This window comes from Bowmanella dokdonensis, assembly GCF_017254865.1.
GTDB lineage: Bacteria > Pseudomonadota > Gammaproteobacteria > Enterobacterales > Alteromonadaceae > Bowmanella > Bowmanella dokdonensis.
This window is the reverse complement of the sequence record NZ_JAFKCV010000002.1, coordinates 501,315-514,793: the sequence shown is the minus strand read 5'-3', so window position 1 is coordinate 514,793 and position 13,479 is coordinate 501,315. Positions and strand designations below refer to the sequence as shown.

Here is a 13,479-nt window from a genome sequence, read left to right as displayed (position 1 = left end):
GTCAGCCTCCGCGCATTCTTCTGAAAACTTTATCCAGCAGACCGTCCTGACGGGTGAGAGAGTCTGATGATGCCCGGTGTTGTTGCAGGAATCTTTCATACCATTGCTGGTTCAGCTCATCGCCCTGTCTGTGCGTGACGGGACGGGCGGTCCTGGACGGGGCCTCTATGCCCAGCTTGCCGGCCAGCAGCGCCGCGGTGCCATCCAGATCGGCGCTGGCCTGCTCGAAGCTCATTTCCAGATGGCGGCAACCGTGAGAGGCCAGCAGGTAACGCCAGCTTGCGGTATCCATCAGTACCCGCTTGAGACTCTGGTTAATGTCCTGATAGCTGTATTGGGGAGGGTGGGTGCTGGCCTGCTGCCCGGCAATCCAGACACCGGTCTGTTTGGCACGGGACAGGGAAACCGCTTGCCTGAGCGCATCCCGGCGGGTCAGCAAAAGGTAAAAAGCGTTGGGGAAATGACGCATCAGAGGCGGGAAGCCGCCAAAGGTGGCAATATGCTCATAATGGATCTTGATAGCAAAGACGCCGTTACTTGAGGTGCGCCGGCGCATCAGTTCATCCAGCACTTCAGGGAAGCCCTGCCTTTGCAATTGTTTTTCCCATTCGGGCAAGTTGACCGGGTTGGCGTATTCAAGGGGGAAACCGAAGCAGCCAATCTGGTGCAGGGCATGGCCTAGCATATGGCTTCCGCACCTCGGGGTTGAGGCGATGACCAGGAATTTTCCCGCCCTGGCATCCGTGGCAAAGTCATGTTCCCGGCTGAACTGGTTTTCGTACAGATACATGGGTTCTCCCTTACTCAAACTGGTAACCAAAAAGTTGGATTTCTTCCTGATAATGCCGGGCGACCAGTTCGATGGTCCGATCGCAGTACGCCTGACGGTAATCGCTGTTTTCGCCCCGGATGCGGTGTGGCAGGATGGATGGGGGCAGACCGAGCTTGCCGGCAATGACCATAAAGTCGTCCTGAAGGGTTTCGAACCTGCCCACATAGTCCATCGGGATATTGCCGCTGAAATCCTTCAGCCAGTAAGTTTGCGGGCGCAGAAAGCCCCGGCCGGCAAAACGGTGCAAAAATGCACTGAAGGCCAGGTCCGGGTCAATGCCGTAGCTGCGCTGGTGAATAGGATCACGCATGGCATTTTTATACCAGGAATAGGCCCTGGCCCAGGGATTCCTGACCAGGGTGAACTTGAAATACTCCTGATACTGGTTGGGATCGACGGTCAGTGCATTGTTGGGATTGGCCGGGTTGCGGTATCTGTCCCGTACCCGGCGCAATACATCCTTGAGGTTCTCCATATTGCGAACAGCCTTGCTCAGGGGTAGCGGCTGCTGCAGCATACGAATACTGCGATGATCCTGACCTTCCCGGCCCTTATGGCCGTTAAAATGGCCCAGCGCCGTTTCGATGCTGGTGCCGGCACATTTGGGAATATGAATAAAAATACACTGGTGCCGATGGGATATCACCTGGTCCCTCCCTGTGATTCGGTTGAAGAAAGATCCGCCGCCACGCCGATAATCAGCTCACCCTGTTCAGTGGTGCGTGAGAAGTTAGGCAGATGCAACGATTCGGGTACGTCCAGGGTGATCTGGCGCCAGGATTCGGCAAGGTCCAGGGCAAATTGCTGATTAAGCTGTCCGGTGTCGTGGAAGCCCACGTCCAGGTTCGCCTCGAATTCACTCTGCCCCGTATACAGATTGAAAATGTAATTGTTCAGGTAACGTGAAGCCGGAGTGGGCTTTTTGTCATAGATGCCATAACCCATGACCTGCCAGTACCTGTCGTGGACCAGCACGTTGTTCTGTGCATGCACCCAGTAACTGCTGTCGCCCTTGAAGGCGGCTGCCGCGATGCCGTTGCTGCGACTGATAATCAGGTTGCCGAAAATATGGGTCAGGCCGGCAGGGGCGCTTTGCAGGCCGCCCAGTTTGATGGCCGCCCAGGCCTTTTGGCGCTCGTCGCCCAGATTATGGATGAAGTTATTAAAGATATAGCTGGGCCCGAGCATATTGGGCACTGCACTGATGCCCGTATAGCCCTGTTCGAGTACGTTGTCGTACACCAGTACGTTGTGCTGGCCCCCATCCAGTTCAATCAGATCGTCATTGGCATAGGCCAGGTAGTTGTCATGTATCGCCGAGTCACGCAGGAAACCGCCCCAGGGCTGGCCATTTGACCGGCTCTCTATCACATCGTTGAATCTGTGCTCATTAGTGCCGAAAAAGCGGTTGTGGCGCAGCACATATTGTCCCTGGTAGTCGGGATTTGGGTGGTTGGCCAGCACCAGAAAAGCCGTGGCGCCCTGCGGGTGGCCATCGCCCCAGTGATTGGCCGCGGGCACCGGAGAATGGACCTGGCAATCCTCCACGACCACCACGCCGGTACTGCGAAGATGAAAGCCCGCATCGTAGTTGATAGGTTCGGTGGCCTGTTCATTCTCATAGGCCAGGCCGTCCTTTTCAATGCCCGCTTCCCGGCCCCAGCCGGAAATCTCGCAGTCGCTGAACCACAGATGATGGGCGTTAAGGCTGGTCACAGCATGGCGGCCGCCGCCATCCACCTGGATGTTTTCAAAGTGGATGTAGCTGTTGTCGCCAATATTAATGGCAAATTTCTCCCCCTGTTCTGTTCGTATCCAGGTGTCTTTGTCGCCGACGATCTTGGCCCAGCCTCCGGGCCGTCCTTCGATACCCAGGGCTTCCAGATCCAGCGTGCCGCCCTGATAGATATCGGCCAGACGATAGACGCGCTCCGGATCCACTGGGGGATGATTGGCGCGGGTACGGAACTGGTATTGTTGCTCTCCGGTAAAGTCCCCATTAGCGTACAATGCCAGCCGAACTTGGTATGGGGTGTCCGGCTTTAGCCGCACCAGACTGCCGGACAGAGCCCCTTCGATGGGATCGAAGACCAGCGGCAGGGCTTCATTCCAGTCTTCCTGTCCCTGTTCACTGAACTCCACCCAGGCGCTGTGGGTGGAGTTCATGCCATAGAGGGTGATGCTGGCCGAATGGAACAGGGGAGTAATACGCACCTGAGGCTGAGAGACCATGGGACCGGATCCGTCGCCGATGGACGACAGAGGCATCTTTTTTGTAGCCTTGACCTTCCCAGCCTCCATGACTGACAGGGAGGGCAGGGAGGTGGGCCTGGGGGCGGGGCGCCTGAGGTTTTCCTGTGAACGGAGCGGGCTGTCCGACCAGGCGACGAAACCCGTTGACAGAAAAGCTGTTGCCAACAGGAGACGCAATATGATGTGACCGCTGCTCGTTTCTCTCACTGTATAAATCCTTCCTTTCCAGTTGAGATAGAAAAATATCCATATAAACAAACACTTAATAAAGTGCTGGCTAATCTGCTGGAAGATGTTGAATCTGGCTCATGCCAGGTTTAAGAGGAATATCGCAAGGAGTGCGCCAACCTGACAGGTTGTGCTCAGGGGCGCCGGGCTGGCCGGGGGGAGCCGCACCAGCCCTGCGCGGATCAGGCCGCGTGACGGCCTTCGAAGATCTCTTCAATGACTTTTCGGTTAAAGGCCGGTAAATCGTCCGGCTTGCGGCTGGTCACCAGGCCGTTGTCGCAGACCACTTCCTCATTGACCCAGTCGCCTCCTGCGTTTTTCAGATCGGTCTGGATGCTGGGATAAGACGTGACCTTGCGGCCCTCGAGAACGCCTGCCTCGGCCAGTAACCAGGGCCCATGACAAATAGCGCCCACCGGCTTGTTGTAACCGGGTTTGAAGAATGACTGTACAAAGCGCACGGCATGTTCATCCTGACGCAGGGCGTCGGGATTAAACAGTCCGCCAGGCAGCACCAACGCATGGTAATCCTCGGCTTTGGCCTCACTGAGGGTTTTATCCACCTGTACTTCATCTCCCCAGTCGGTATTTTCCCACCCACGGATTTTACCTTTTTCCGGCGAGACGATGTGCACTTCGGCGCCGGCGTCCTGCAGGGCCTGTTTCGGCGAGGTCAGCTCGCTTTGTTCGAAGCCGTTGGTGGCCAGAATTGCGACTTTCTTGCCTTGTAATGTTTTTTTCTCTGCCATGTTGTCCTCCTTTATCTTGATTGGCACGAAGGGCCGCTCTCAATGAGCGCCTGAGTTAACCAGAGCAATGCCTGTGCCAGGAGCAATGCCTGCGCCAGGGATAGAAACCTGGATCCTAACTGGGAAAATAAGGGACGTCCTTGTCCCTGAAGCTTGTCTCCAACGGGAGGGGACTGATGGGTGAAACCAAAAGATTAAAAGGTTTCAGCCAGGGAACCGGTTGACCGCTTTAAGATATTTCTGGCCTGTTCGGCATGCTGCTTGTCTTTAGCCTGCACCACTACCACCCACCGGTGGTTAAGAGTGGCTTTACGCACCTTGTTGACCAGTCTGTCTTCGTCGGGGCGCAGGGAAATAAAGCCGGCCAGCATCATTCCCAGGAACAGACTGAGAATACCCAGGGCAATAAAGGTCATCATTGGGCTCGACTGAGTAAAGGCCGGGCCGTAGCTGACCAGCAATGCGGCAACGCCCAGGCCTACCAAAACCGCTATCAGCCCAAGGATGATATGGGAATTAAGCAATGTGCGTTTCACCGCCAGATCATCCGTTTCAATCTTTTCGTCAAAGGATTTATCCCCCGGCGGTACCAGATTCACTTCTTCCTGCCTGAAGTCACCCTCTGTCATCAGGCTCTGTATGGCCTGCTTGGCCTTTGCCTCCTGCTCGAAGATGCCGCCGACCTTGCTGATGTGTTCTTCATCAATGATGTTGGCCTTCATATTGCCTCCTTCAGGCTAAGCCTGTTTTTTGACCCACTTGCCGTCATCACGCTGCCGGTATTGCTGCTTAACCGCAGCCCAGGCGACCTTGTGGGAAACTTCTTCGCGGGTTTCATCATCCTTGCGTTTTTCCACGTCCTCGTACTCTTCCCATGCCCGGTTAAACGCCTCCTTATAAATCTCCTGCCCATGGGGCGGCAGGTCATCCTGGACAAAATCGGGTAAATCTGAACGTTCTTGATAGGGCATGATGATTCCTCGCTGTTTCGGCCTGACATGCAATAAGATTTTTGCAAATGGCGTTCCAGTTCTTCCGCGGCTGGCTCAGGGCCTATACTTATTCGAGTGACGAGTGACGAGTGACGAGTGACGAGTGACGAGTGACAAGTTAGGCATCACGAGTGAGGAGAGTCCCATGAGCAAACCAAAAGACCCAGGGCCCGGGCACAAGTACCGGCTCAGCCATCAGGAAGCAGAGGCAGGCAGTGCAGAGGATTCCTCCGTGTGTGGGGAGGAAGACCCGGGGGCGGCGCTGGAGTTTCTGGTGGAGGAAAACCGGCAGAAAAAGCTGGCCCGGGAAGAACGGAACCCGACGGACAAGCAGCCGGAAAAAGACCGGAACAAATGAAAAAACAGACCCGGTCAGGCTGTAAAAATTACACGAAAACCTGTGCTTGTACTGACCCTGTCCAGCCGTTATCTTGAGACGCCGCAAAACCTGCTATTTGGAGAGCGCCTTGCCCCATTGTGTTGTCGAATATTCCAAGGCCCTGGAAACCCGGGTCATGCCTGAAGCCATGATGCAGTCGGTGTTTGAGGGGGCTGTTGCCTCCGGCTTGTTTACCCCTGAAGCCATCAAGACCAGGGCCATTGCCTGTGACTACTATATGGTGGGGGATCAGGTGGCCGACTTTATCCATGTGCAACTGCGTATTCTGTCGGGCCGCACGGACGCACAGAAAGCTGCGCTGGCCAAGGCGGTGCTGGATAGGCTGACAGAACTGAAATTAAGCCACTTATCCATCACCGCCGAAGTGCTGGATATGCACAAGGAAAGCTACGCCAAGGTATTGCTTTAAGCATGGACAGAGCACAAGTTCCCCCGCAGCCGGATACGGATCTGCAAGCCTTTTGCGAGGCCCTGGTGGCAGAAGCCAAGGCATTGCCCGACAGCGGCAAGCTGGCCAATTACATTCCTGTGCTGGCTGAGGTCAATCCCTACCAGGCAGGTCTGGCGGTGGCGACCATAGACGGGCAGTTATTCAGTGCCGGTGATGCGAGAACGGGCTTTTCCATCCAGAGCGTATCGAAAATTTTCGGTCTGGTACTGGCCATGAACCGCCTGGGTGACAGCCTGTGGAAACGGGTCAATATGGAGCCCTCCGGGATGCCCTTTAACTCCATCATGCAGTTGGAATGGGAGCATGGCATTCCGCGCAACCCGGTGATCAACGCCGGCGCCATTCTGGTGGCCGATGTGCTGGTCAGCCATTATTCTTCCAGCAAAACGGCTTTTATCGGTTTTATCCGCCAGTTGGCCGGCAACGAGGATATCTTTGTCGATGACAAGGTCTTCCGCTCGGAAAAACTGCACGGTAACCGCAATGCGGCCATGGGCTACCTGATGAAGAGCTTTGGCAACATTGAGGCAGAGGTGCCCAAAGTGCTGGATCAGTATTTCTACCAGTGCTCGGTGAACATGACCTGCGAACAACTGGCCAGAAGCCTGACTTTCCTGGCAAACAAGGGTGTCCAACCCAACACTGAACGTGTTATCTGTCCCCGGCGCAATGCCCACCGGGTCAACGCCATTCTCTCCACCAGCGGCATGTATAACCAATCCGGCGAGTTTGCCTTTACCGTGGGGCTGCCTGCCAAAAGCGGAGTAGGCGGCGGCATCGTGGCCGTTGTACCGGGCTTTGGTGTTATCTGTGCCTGGAGTCCCAGGCTGAACGAATACGGTAATTCATACCTGGGTATGCATATGATTGCGCGACTGACCGAGCATCTGGGGTTGTCGGTATACTGAGATGAAAAACAGGGAGTGTTTGTATTGAAACCATTACTGGCGTTCTGGATGCTGGCGTTGCTCAGTATTTTTGCAGCTCATGCCGATCCCGTGCTGATAACCCGGCTGGGGGATTTACTCAGTGACAAGGCGGGTACCCGACCCTTTAACGGGGTGATGCTGGTGGCTAAAGGTGACAAGGTGTTGTTCGGACAAAGTGCGGGCTGGGCCAATCGACAACAGCGTGAGCCCCAGTCGATGGATCATCTGTTTGTCACCGGCTCCATCAGCAAGCAACTGAGTGCCGCTATGCTGCTCAGACAACTGGAGCAATCCAGCCACAACCTGGATAGCAGCGTGCAGACGCTGCTGCCCCAGTGGCAGCATAGCTGGCAGGATCCCATCAGCCTCCGCCAATTGCTGAATCATACCTCCGGGCTGGTGCGCCTGGACCAGCCGCTTAAAACCGCCCCCGGGCAGATCTTTGCTTACAGCAATGCAGGCTACAATCTGGCCGGCCGGGTGCTCGAAGAACTCAGTGGCAGTGACTACAGGCAAAACCTGCTGACCCTGGCCGAGGCGTGCAATATGCCTGGCCTGCAAGCCTGGTATCAGGCCGGGCAGGGCCGTCTTGTCGAGGGTCACACTGAGGACCAGGAACGCAGCATCGCCCTTAATTCTGAACCTTTCCCACGTTTTTCTTTACCGAGCGGCGGGGTCGTGGCCAGTGCTGCAGATATGTTGGCCTGGAATAGATGCCTGCATCAGGGCGAGTATCTTGAGGCAGAATCTTACCAGGCCATGATCCGACCCTCGACGGTGAGGGAGCATCGATGGGGGGAACTGGGCTATGGGCTGGGGCTGCAAATTACGCCAGGTGCAATAGCGGAGTTCAGCCATAGCGGCTATGTACCTGGCTACATTTCCACCCTGGCATATTACCCGGCCCAGCAGATCAGCCTGGTGGTGCTGGAGAATGTTTCCTGGCACCCGGCCGATATGACAAGGGTGTTTTATTATCACGATCAGGCCAGGTCCATTATTCTGGATATTCTGGCTATACCCACAGGGAGTCAACCATGATCCGTTCTGTTCTGTTTTGCCTGGGCCTGCTGTTTGGCCCTCAGGCTGCGGCCTATCACGTCGAGGAAATCAGCGTCCCCAGTCAGGCGATGGATCTCAGCCACCGGGCCACGGTGGTATTGCCGGATGCCTATCAAAAGGGCGAACAGCCCTATCCGGTGCTGTATCTGCTGCACGGCCATGGCGGCAGTTTTCAGGACTGGGCCGGGGGGACAGAAGTGGAAGACCTGGCAGATCGCTATCAGATGATTCTGGTGATGCCATCGACAGCTGGTATCTGGACAGCCCGGTGGCCGAACAGAGCCGCTATCGCACTTACATCGGCACGGAACTGGTGGCGCATATTGACAAACATTACCGCACTGTTGCCGAAGCAAAAGGGCGGGGCATTACGGGCCTGAGCATGGGCGGTTTCGGGGCGCTGCATATCGGCCTGAATCATCCGGGGCAGTTCGGTGCCCTGGCCAGCACCGCCGGCGGGGTGGATCCGCGCGACTATGAGGGCAGGTGGGGACTGGATAAAGTGCTCGGCGACCGCCGGCAGAACGCATCTTTCTGGGACAGCATGGCTATCGTCAATAATCTGGATAAGATCAAAGCCAGCGGCCAGGCCCTGTTTATCGACTGCGGCCTGGAGGATTTTTTCTTAACACCCAACCGCCAACTGCACCAGGCGCTGGTTAAGGAGCAGATCCCCCATCACTATCTGGAAATGCCCGGCGGCCACAACTGGCAGTACTGGGCGAAAAGCATTGAATATCAGTTGGTGTTTTTTGCCGATTTCTTTGCCGGCCACAACCCATGACCGCAAAGCACTGCCAGGGTTGATTTATCTACCTGAGATAAGGGGCATGCCTATCAGCCAGGCGTGGCCGCCAAACAAGAAGAGCACATACAGCGCCAAACCACCTACCACAGCGATAAGATCATTCCATGCGCTGGTGGGCAGGCCAGGGAGCGCTGAGGGAGAGCGGCGTTTAAGGGAGATTCGATCCGCCAAGGCCCAAATCAAAAAGGAACCAAACAGCAAAACGTCGGCAAGGGTGCCGTTGGAGATCAGGTGTGCCAAAGCCCAGATTTTTGTGGCCACCAGCATGGGATGTTTGGTGGCGCTGCGGATATGACCGGGCAGATAAGCGGCCAGTAGCAGGGGAAATACCGGCACCAGCAGCAAAAACGTCAAATGCCGCGTCCAAAGGGGCGGAGTGTAGAGGATTGTCGGGTCCAGCCGTGCCTGGCTGTAGCCCACCACAATCAACGCCAGGCCACCAATGGCCACCAGCGCGTAAAGTCCTTTCCAGGTTAGTGGGCCGAGCTTGCCCACCATACGATCCCGCCAGGCGGGATTGACCATGGCCACCGAGTGCACAGCAAAGAATAGCACCAGTCCCAGTATGAGAATAACCATAAAAAATTCCTATCTATTTGTTTTTAAAAATTTATTCTGTGTATTTATGACCATTCGATCACAAGGGTTAGTGTAGTTCCTAAAATGCCGCAGGTGTAATGTCATCAAGGCGGTAAGGGTACTGTTTCGGATCCTGGCCGAACAAAATGGGAAAGCGGCGCCTTAGAGAAAATTAAGAAGAGAAATGGATTTGCAGCCAGACCGCCTACTCGGGCAGAGGGCTGCCAAGACCAGAAAAAGTGTTACAAATTCAGACTGGGGGTTTCCAATTCTGATTGGATTTTGCACAGTGGACAGGCAGAAAAACGTTCAAGAAAGACTCAATGCTTAGATTACTTACCCTGTTGATTGCCCTGCTGGGCGCCCAGGCCCTGTGCGCGAAGCAGGACGTCACTCCTTCAACCTTCCATCGTCTGCTGGTTTTCAACCACAGCAACGAATTGCTGGTGGTGAAAATTAAGGACAGGGAACTGTGGGTTACACCGGGCTGGTATCAGGACCAGGAAAATACCATCAGGCAGGGACTGACCGAACTGGCCGGCAGCTACGGACTGAAAATCGTTGATCCCTCACTCAGGGGGGTATTTGTCCTGCTAATGGGCCAGCAGCAGAAGACCTCCACCCGGTTAATCCATGTGGCTATAGTTCAGAAGCCGGATATTCAGTTGCCTGAAGGGATAGATCAGGCCAGGTGGCTGCCGGTGGACCAGGCCCTGGAGCTGATTAACCTGCCGCATATCCGCTACAAGATAGAGCAGATTACGGCGCACCCCGATACGGTCTGGGGCGGTACGCAGAAAATGCACTGGGAGGATGGCGTGAACAAGTTCGAGGTGGTGGAAGAGTTCTATCCGCTGTTTTCTGTTGGTGCTGGTAAATAGGGTGGTCCTGGAGGCCCGGCTCCTTCTCCCGGGTAGGGTCCGCGTAGCCTGGATGAAGCGCAGCGGAATCCGGGGGGAGTAAAGCATCCTCGCCCTCATCTATTTCAGGATCTTTATCCGACAAACACTTTGTGCAATCCCGCGAGCCAGGGACTAATTTCACTGCGGCACTGAGCAGTTCGTCACCCAGGAAAAAATTATTTTCCTGCTTGTCGAAATGGCTGTGCCTTATTCGTCTACCCGGGACAAGCTACATAATTGTCGTCCACAAATTACAGGAGAGAGCCTTATGACCAACATTGCAAAGAATACCATCTGTCTTTGGTACAACGACGACGCCGAGGCAGCCGCGCGGTTTTACGCCAAGACATTCCCCGACTCCTCAGTGGGTGCAGTGCACCGCGCCCCAGGGGATTACCCCTCGGGACAGGAAGGGGACGTTCTGACCGTCGAGTTCACCGTGCTCGGCATTCCTTGTCTGGGCCTTAATGGCGGCCCCGCCTTTACTCACAACGAAGCCTTTTCCTTTCAGGTTGCTACCGAAGACCAGGAGGAAACGGATCGTTACTGGAACGCCATTGTCGGCAACGGCGGACAGGAGAGCGAATGCGGCTGGTGCAAGGACAAGTGGGGCATCTCCTGGCAGATTACGCCTGTGGCTCTGACCAACGCCTTTACCAGTTCCGATCGCCAGGCTGCCAAGCGGGCGTTCGATGCGATGATGACGATGAGGAAAATCGATATTGCTGCCATTGAGGCGGCTGTTCGCGGTTAAGCAGCGGTACAGCGATACCTGCGAACAGCGGGTGTTGCTGCCCCGATTTCCTGTGGGGATCTTTGTACGGAAGACAGATATCCGCGCCCTCTGCGGTACGGGGAGGGGGTTCACCAGGAAGAGCACAAATGCACACTAAGGGGGGACAAGGCTCAGGGCTTTTCAGAGCAAATCACTGGCCTTTCCCTCGAGATCTTCGTGTCTATTGTGCTAACAAGGCAGGAATTGAAGAATCAGTTCAGCACAAGGGGGGCCGATGTACCCAGTTAAACATATCAGCATCACTATCCGTTGCCCGCCTGCGCGGGTCTATGAGTTTGCTTCCAGACCTCAGAATCTGCCACGTTGGGCCGCGGGGCTGGCGCGATCGGAAGTCAGAAGGGAAGGGGAGGCCTGGGTGACAGATGCGCCCTTTGGCCGGATCAGAATTCGGTTTGTGCCGGACAATCCCTTTGGTGTGATGGATCATGATGTCGAACTGGCGTCCGGCGTGGTGGTGCATAATCCCATGCGGGTAGTGCCCAACGGCGAGGGCAGCGAGTTTATCTTCACCCTGATTCGCCGACCGGATATGTCAGATGCTCAGTTCGCTGAGGATGCTGATGCGGTGAAAAAGGACTTGGCTCAGTTAAAAGCCATTCTGGAAGGCCATACTTAATTGGCAGGGAGCGCCACCCTCTGACTTGTTCTTTCCAACCTTTATCAAAGTAAATACAAACCCCATGAAGGAAGAGAGTCTAGCCGGAATTGCCGATAAACAAGCTTCCCGTTGTCCCCTGGTGCGGGCCTTCACCCAGGCGGTGATGGATACGACGACCGAAATTTGCACAGATTCAGCAAGTTGGGCAAAGTGTGCGGCGGGTATTTCATTTCCTTGAACGGCTCCTTAAGTGGGCTGATGACCGGGTGCACTTTTTCAGTTGGCTGCCTCATCACAAAAGAGCCAGGGTAAAACAATTAAAGGAGCTAAGCGATGAGTTCGGCAGAACGACAACCTGTTGTATTGCGGCCCGGGGAGGGTCGGGCCTATCAGATGGGGCGCATTTCGGCCCTGTTCAAGGCAGATGGCGATGAAACCGCAGGGCGATACTCCATTTCTGAATGGTGGCTGGAGCCCAATACCAGGGGACCGGGCGCCCATTCACATGAAGAGGATGACGTGTTCTACGTGTTGCAAGGCACCATGAGCTTTTTTATCGGCGATCATTGGCTCGATGCCACGCAGGGTTCATTTGTTCTGGTGCCGGGCGGGCAGACCCATGATTTTGAGAACCGCAGCGCCCAACCGGCCGGAGTACTGAACTTTTCAGCTCCCGGTAACTTTGAGCAGGCCATGCCGGCCATTTCAGCCTGGTTTGCTCAGCATCCTGCAGGGGACGTGGTAACCAAAGTGGACAAGGAAATACTATGAACAAAACCTATCAGGGCAGTTGTCTGTGCGGACAAATCCGTTTTGAGGCAGGCGGCTTCAGTCAGCAGGCTGCCCATTGTCATTGCACCATGTGCCGCAAGTTCCATGGGGCGGCCTTTGGGACATTGGTGGGCGTCAGTGAATTCCGCTGGCTGGCGGGGCAGGCACTGGTGCGCGAGTATCGGGCGGATAACGGCACAAGCCGCTTGTTTTGTACCAATTGCGGCGCCAGCCTGGCGTTTCGCTCAAAAGGCGCTCCCAGCGATGGGCTGGAGATTGCCATTGCCCTGTTTGACGAACCAGTGCCGGTAAAACCCGGTGCCCATATCTATACCCGCTACCAGGCCAACTGGACACTGATTGCCGATGGCCTGCCCCAATACCCAGAGGGAAGGGGAGAGTGAGGCTATCCGGCTTCTGGCAGACCGGGCCGTTACTGGCAGCTTTGCTGGTTGCCCGTGCCGCAATGCCGGATGCTACTGAGCCATCTGCTTTGCCCCGGGCTTTTGTGGCCTACGACGATCCTTTGCTGGCGCTGGTGGGCGTGGATATGCTGGACGGCAGCGGTAGTGCACTCCGCCGTGCCCAAACCTTGCTGCTTCGTGACGGGCGCATTGAGTCAGTGGGTCAGGTCGATGCTGTGTCTGTGCCTGAGGGGGCCAGGGTACTGCATCTGCCGGGCCATACAGTGATCCCCGGCCTGGTGGGCATGCATGATCATACCCATATGCCGGGTGTTCCTTTTCTGGGCGAGACTGCCGCACGGTTGTGGCTGGCCAGCGGGGTCACTACGGTACAGACCGCCGGCAGCGCCGAGCCGCAAAAGGTACTGGCCCTGGCTGATTCGATTCAGCATGGGCGACTGGCCGGACCCGCCGTCTTTCCCACGGCTCACTATATCAACGGCCCAGGGGGCAACGGCCCGATGACCCAGCCGGCCGGTGAGGCGGAGGCCCGCGAGCTGGTGCGTCGCTGACCGGACTGCTTACAGGCCGTTTTGACGGGCGACATCCGACGTAACATTTTTACCCCACTTGTTACATCTGCCTTTTCTGTCCTCCCCAGGCCGCTTTTTGCAAGGGCTGTGCATCTTTTGTACTGCCCCACAAACACCGGCCGGAGCCTTCGT

At 55.9% G+C, this 13,479-nt stretch carries 20 protein-coding genes; 13 read left to right on the top strand and 7 right to left on the bottom strand.

Features of this window, described 5'->3' with window-relative positions:
• Window position 1: 1 nt before the first annotated feature.
• From J0A66_RS05555 to J0A66_RS05530, 6 genes are all read right to left on the bottom strand, one after another.
• A complete protein-coding gene (locus J0A66_RS05555; protein WP_206572783.1) occupies window positions 2-790 on the bottom strand; it encodes a Stf0 family sulfotransferase in 789 nt (262 codons plus the stop codon).
• Between the two features lie 10 nt (window positions 791-800).
• Window positions 801-1,478 carry a sulfotransferase family 2 domain-containing protein gene (locus tag J0A66_RS05550; RefSeq protein ID WP_206572782.1) on the bottom strand — a complete coding sequence of 226 codons (678 nt, stop codon included), beginning with the start codon at window positions 1,476-1,478 and terminating at the stop codon, window positions 801-803.
• The gene (locus J0A66_RS05545; RefSeq protein ID WP_206572781.1) at window positions 1,475-3,100 is read right to left on the bottom strand and encodes a hypothetical protein; all 1,626 of its coding nucleotides are present in this window, start codon (window positions 3,098-3,100) and stop codon (window positions 1,475-1,477) included. The genes J0A66_RS05550 and J0A66_RS05545 overlap by 4 nt, the downstream gene beginning before the upstream one ends.
• Before the next feature lie 395 nt (window positions 3,101-3,495).
• A complete protein-coding gene (locus J0A66_RS05540) occupies window positions 3,496-4,062 on the bottom strand; it encodes a type 1 glutamine amidotransferase domain-containing protein (protein ID WP_206572780.1) in 567 nt (188 codons plus the stop codon).
• A gap of 194 nt (window positions 4,063-4,256) precedes the next feature.
• Window positions 4,257-4,784 carry a hypothetical protein gene (locus tag J0A66_RS05535; RefSeq protein WP_206572779.1) on the bottom strand — a complete coding sequence of 176 codons (528 nt, stop codon included), beginning with the start codon at window positions 4,782-4,784 and terminating at the stop codon, window positions 4,257-4,259.
• Between the two features lie 15 nt (window positions 4,785-4,799).
• Window positions 4,800-5,033, bottom strand: coding sequence for a ChaB family protein (locus tag J0A66_RS05530; RefSeq protein WP_206572778.1), 234 nt, complete (start codon window positions 5,031-5,033; stop codon window positions 4,800-4,802).
• Window positions 5,034-5,199: 166 nt separating this feature from the next.
• Here J0A66_RS05530 and J0A66_RS05525 point away from each other — a divergent pair, with 166 nt between their 5' ends.
• From J0A66_RS05525 to J0A66_RS23935, 7 genes are all read left to right on the top strand, one after another.
• Window positions 5,200-5,412, top strand: a complete 213-nt coding sequence (locus J0A66_RS05525) for a hypothetical protein (RefSeq protein ID WP_206572777.1) — start codon at window positions 5,200-5,202, stop codon at window positions 5,410-5,412.
• Window positions 5,413-5,521: 109 nt separating this feature from the next.
• Window positions 5,522-5,863 carry a 5-carboxymethyl-2-hydroxymuconate Delta-isomerase gene (locus J0A66_RS05520; protein WP_206572776.1) on the top strand — a complete coding sequence of 114 codons (342 nt, stop codon included), beginning with the start codon at window positions 5,522-5,524 and terminating at the stop codon, window positions 5,861-5,863.
• 2 nt (window positions 5,864-5,865) lie between these two features.
• Window positions 5,866-6,813 carry a glutaminase gene (locus J0A66_RS05515; protein ID WP_206572775.1) on the top strand — a complete coding sequence of 316 codons (948 nt, stop codon included), beginning with the start codon at window positions 5,866-5,868 and terminating at the stop codon, window positions 6,811-6,813.
• Between the two features lie 23 nt (window positions 6,814-6,836).
• Window positions 6,837-6,938 (top strand): hypothetical protein, encoded by a 102-nt coding sequence (locus J0A66_RS23985; protein ID WP_500676666.1) that lies wholly within the window; start codon window positions 6,837-6,839, stop codon window positions 6,936-6,938.
• A 31-nt stretch (window positions 6,939-6,969) separates the two neighbouring features.
• Window positions 6,970-7,875 carry a serine hydrolase domain-containing protein gene (locus J0A66_RS05510; protein WP_500676665.1) on the top strand — a complete coding sequence of 302 codons (906 nt, stop codon included), beginning with the start codon at window positions 6,970-6,972 and terminating at the stop codon, window positions 7,873-7,875.
• The gene (locus tag J0A66_RS23940) at window positions 7,872-8,276 is read left to right on the top strand and encodes an alpha/beta hydrolase-fold protein (RefSeq protein WP_206572773.1); all 405 of its coding nucleotides are present in this window, start codon (window positions 7,872-7,874) and stop codon (window positions 8,274-8,276) included. Before J0A66_RS05510 ends, J0A66_RS23940 begins: the two co-directional genes overlap by 4 nt.
• Window positions 8,165-8,680 (top strand): alpha/beta hydrolase, encoded by a 516-nt coding sequence (locus tag J0A66_RS23935; RefSeq protein ID WP_206572772.1) that lies wholly within the window; start codon window positions 8,165-8,167, stop codon window positions 8,678-8,680. Before J0A66_RS23940 ends, J0A66_RS23935 begins: the two co-directional genes overlap by 112 nt.
• Before the next feature lie 24 nt (window positions 8,681-8,704).
• Here the strand turns inward: J0A66_RS23935 and J0A66_RS05495 are convergent, their stop codons facing one another.
• The gene (locus J0A66_RS05495; protein WP_206572771.1) at window positions 8,705-9,283 is read right to left on the bottom strand and encodes an NnrU family protein; all 579 of its coding nucleotides are present in this window, start codon (window positions 9,281-9,283) and stop codon (window positions 8,705-8,707) included.
• A 323-nt stretch (window positions 9,284-9,606) separates the two neighbouring features.
• Between J0A66_RS05495 and J0A66_RS05490 the strand changes: the two genes are divergently transcribed.
• The 6 genes from J0A66_RS05490 to J0A66_RS05465 all read left to right on the top strand — a co-directional run bounded on the left by J0A66_RS05490 (window position 9,607) and on the right by J0A66_RS05465 (window position 13,326).
• A complete protein-coding gene (locus tag J0A66_RS05490) occupies window positions 9,607-10,164 on the top strand; it encodes an NUDIX hydrolase (RefSeq protein WP_206572770.1) in 558 nt (185 codons plus the stop codon).
• Window positions 10,165-10,453: 289 nt separating this feature from the next.
• Window positions 10,454-10,939 carry a VOC family protein gene (locus J0A66_RS05485; RefSeq protein WP_206572769.1) on the top strand — a complete coding sequence of 162 codons (486 nt, stop codon included), beginning with the start codon at window positions 10,454-10,456 and terminating at the stop codon, window positions 10,937-10,939.
• Window positions 10,940-11,195: 256 nt separating this feature from the next.
• On the top strand, window positions 11,196-11,597 hold the full coding sequence (locus J0A66_RS05480) for an SRPBCC family protein (protein ID WP_206572768.1): 402 nt from the start codon (window positions 11,196-11,198) through the stop codon (window positions 11,595-11,597).
• A gap of 315 nt (window positions 11,598-11,912) precedes the next feature.
• A complete protein-coding gene (locus tag J0A66_RS05475; RefSeq protein ID WP_206572767.1) occupies window positions 11,913-12,350 on the top strand; it encodes a cupin domain-containing protein in 438 nt (145 codons plus the stop codon).
• A complete protein-coding gene (locus J0A66_RS05470) occupies window positions 12,347-12,754 on the top strand; it encodes a GFA family protein (protein WP_241264024.1) in 408 nt (135 codons plus the stop codon). The genes J0A66_RS05475 and J0A66_RS05470 overlap by 4 nt, the downstream gene beginning before the upstream one ends.
• Entirely contained in the window at window positions 12,751-13,326 is a 576-nt protein-coding gene (locus tag J0A66_RS05465) for an amidohydrolase family protein (RefSeq protein ID WP_206572766.1), read from the top strand. Before J0A66_RS05470 ends, J0A66_RS05465 begins: the two co-directional genes overlap by 4 nt.
• Window positions 13,327-13,479 lie beyond the last annotated feature (153 nt).

What these genes read in the sequence shown, in the direction of transcription:
- J0A66_RS05555 (WP_206572783.1), bottom strand. Translation starts at nt 790, where the DNA reads ATGTATCTGTACGAAAACCAGTTCAGCCGGGAACATGACTTTGCCACG.
- J0A66_RS05545 (WP_206572781.1), bottom strand. Translation starts at nt 3,100, where the DNA reads ATGCCTCTGTCGTCCATCGGCGACGGATCCGGTCCCATGGTCTCTCAG.
- J0A66_RS05540 (WP_206572780.1), bottom strand. Translation starts at nt 4,062, where the DNA reads ATGGCAGAGAAAAAAACATTACAAGGCAAGAAAGTCGCAATTCTGGCC.
- J0A66_RS05535 (WP_206572779.1), bottom strand. Translation starts at nt 4,784, where the DNA reads ATGAAGGCCAACATCATTGATGAAGAACACATCAGCAAGGTCGGCGGC.
- J0A66_RS05530 (WP_206572778.1), bottom strand. Translation starts at nt 5,033, where the DNA reads ATGCCCTATCAAGAACGTTCAGATTTACCCGATTTTGTCCAGGATGAC.
- J0A66_RS05525 (WP_206572777.1), top strand. Translation starts at nt 5,200, where the DNA reads ATGAGCAAACCAAAAGACCCAGGGCCCGGGCACAAGTACCGGCTCAGC.
- J0A66_RS05515 (WP_206572775.1), top strand. Translation starts at nt 5,866, where the DNA reads ATGGACAGAGCACAAGTTCCCCCGCAGCCGGATACGGATCTGCAAGCC.
- J0A66_RS05510 (WP_500676665.1), top strand. Translation starts at nt 6,970, where the DNA reads ATGCTGGTGGCTAAAGGTGACAAGGTGTTGTTCGGACAAAGTGCGGGC.
- J0A66_RS23940 (WP_206572773.1), top strand. Translation starts at nt 7,872, where the DNA reads ATGATCCGTTCTGTTCTGTTTTGCCTGGGCCTGCTGTTTGGCCCTCAG.
- J0A66_RS05495 (WP_206572771.1), bottom strand. Translation starts at nt 9,283, where the DNA reads ATGGTTATTCTCATACTGGGACTGGTGCTATTCTTTGCTGTGCACTCG.
- J0A66_RS05490 (WP_206572770.1), top strand. Translation starts at nt 9,607, where the DNA reads ATGCTTAGATTACTTACCCTGTTGATTGCCCTGCTGGGCGCCCAGGCC.
- J0A66_RS05485 (WP_206572769.1), top strand. Translation starts at nt 10,454, where the DNA reads ATGACCAACATTGCAAAGAATACCATCTGTCTTTGGTACAACGACGAC.
- J0A66_RS05480 (WP_206572768.1), top strand. Translation starts at nt 11,196, where the DNA reads ATGTACCCAGTTAAACATATCAGCATCACTATCCGTTGCCCGCCTGCG.
- J0A66_RS05475 (WP_206572767.1), top strand. Translation starts at nt 11,913, where the DNA reads ATGAGTTCGGCAGAACGACAACCTGTTGTATTGCGGCCCGGGGAGGGT.
- J0A66_RS05470 (WP_241264024.1), top strand. Translation starts at nt 12,347, where the DNA reads ATGAACAAAACCTATCAGGGCAGTTGTCTGTGCGGACAAATCCGTTTT.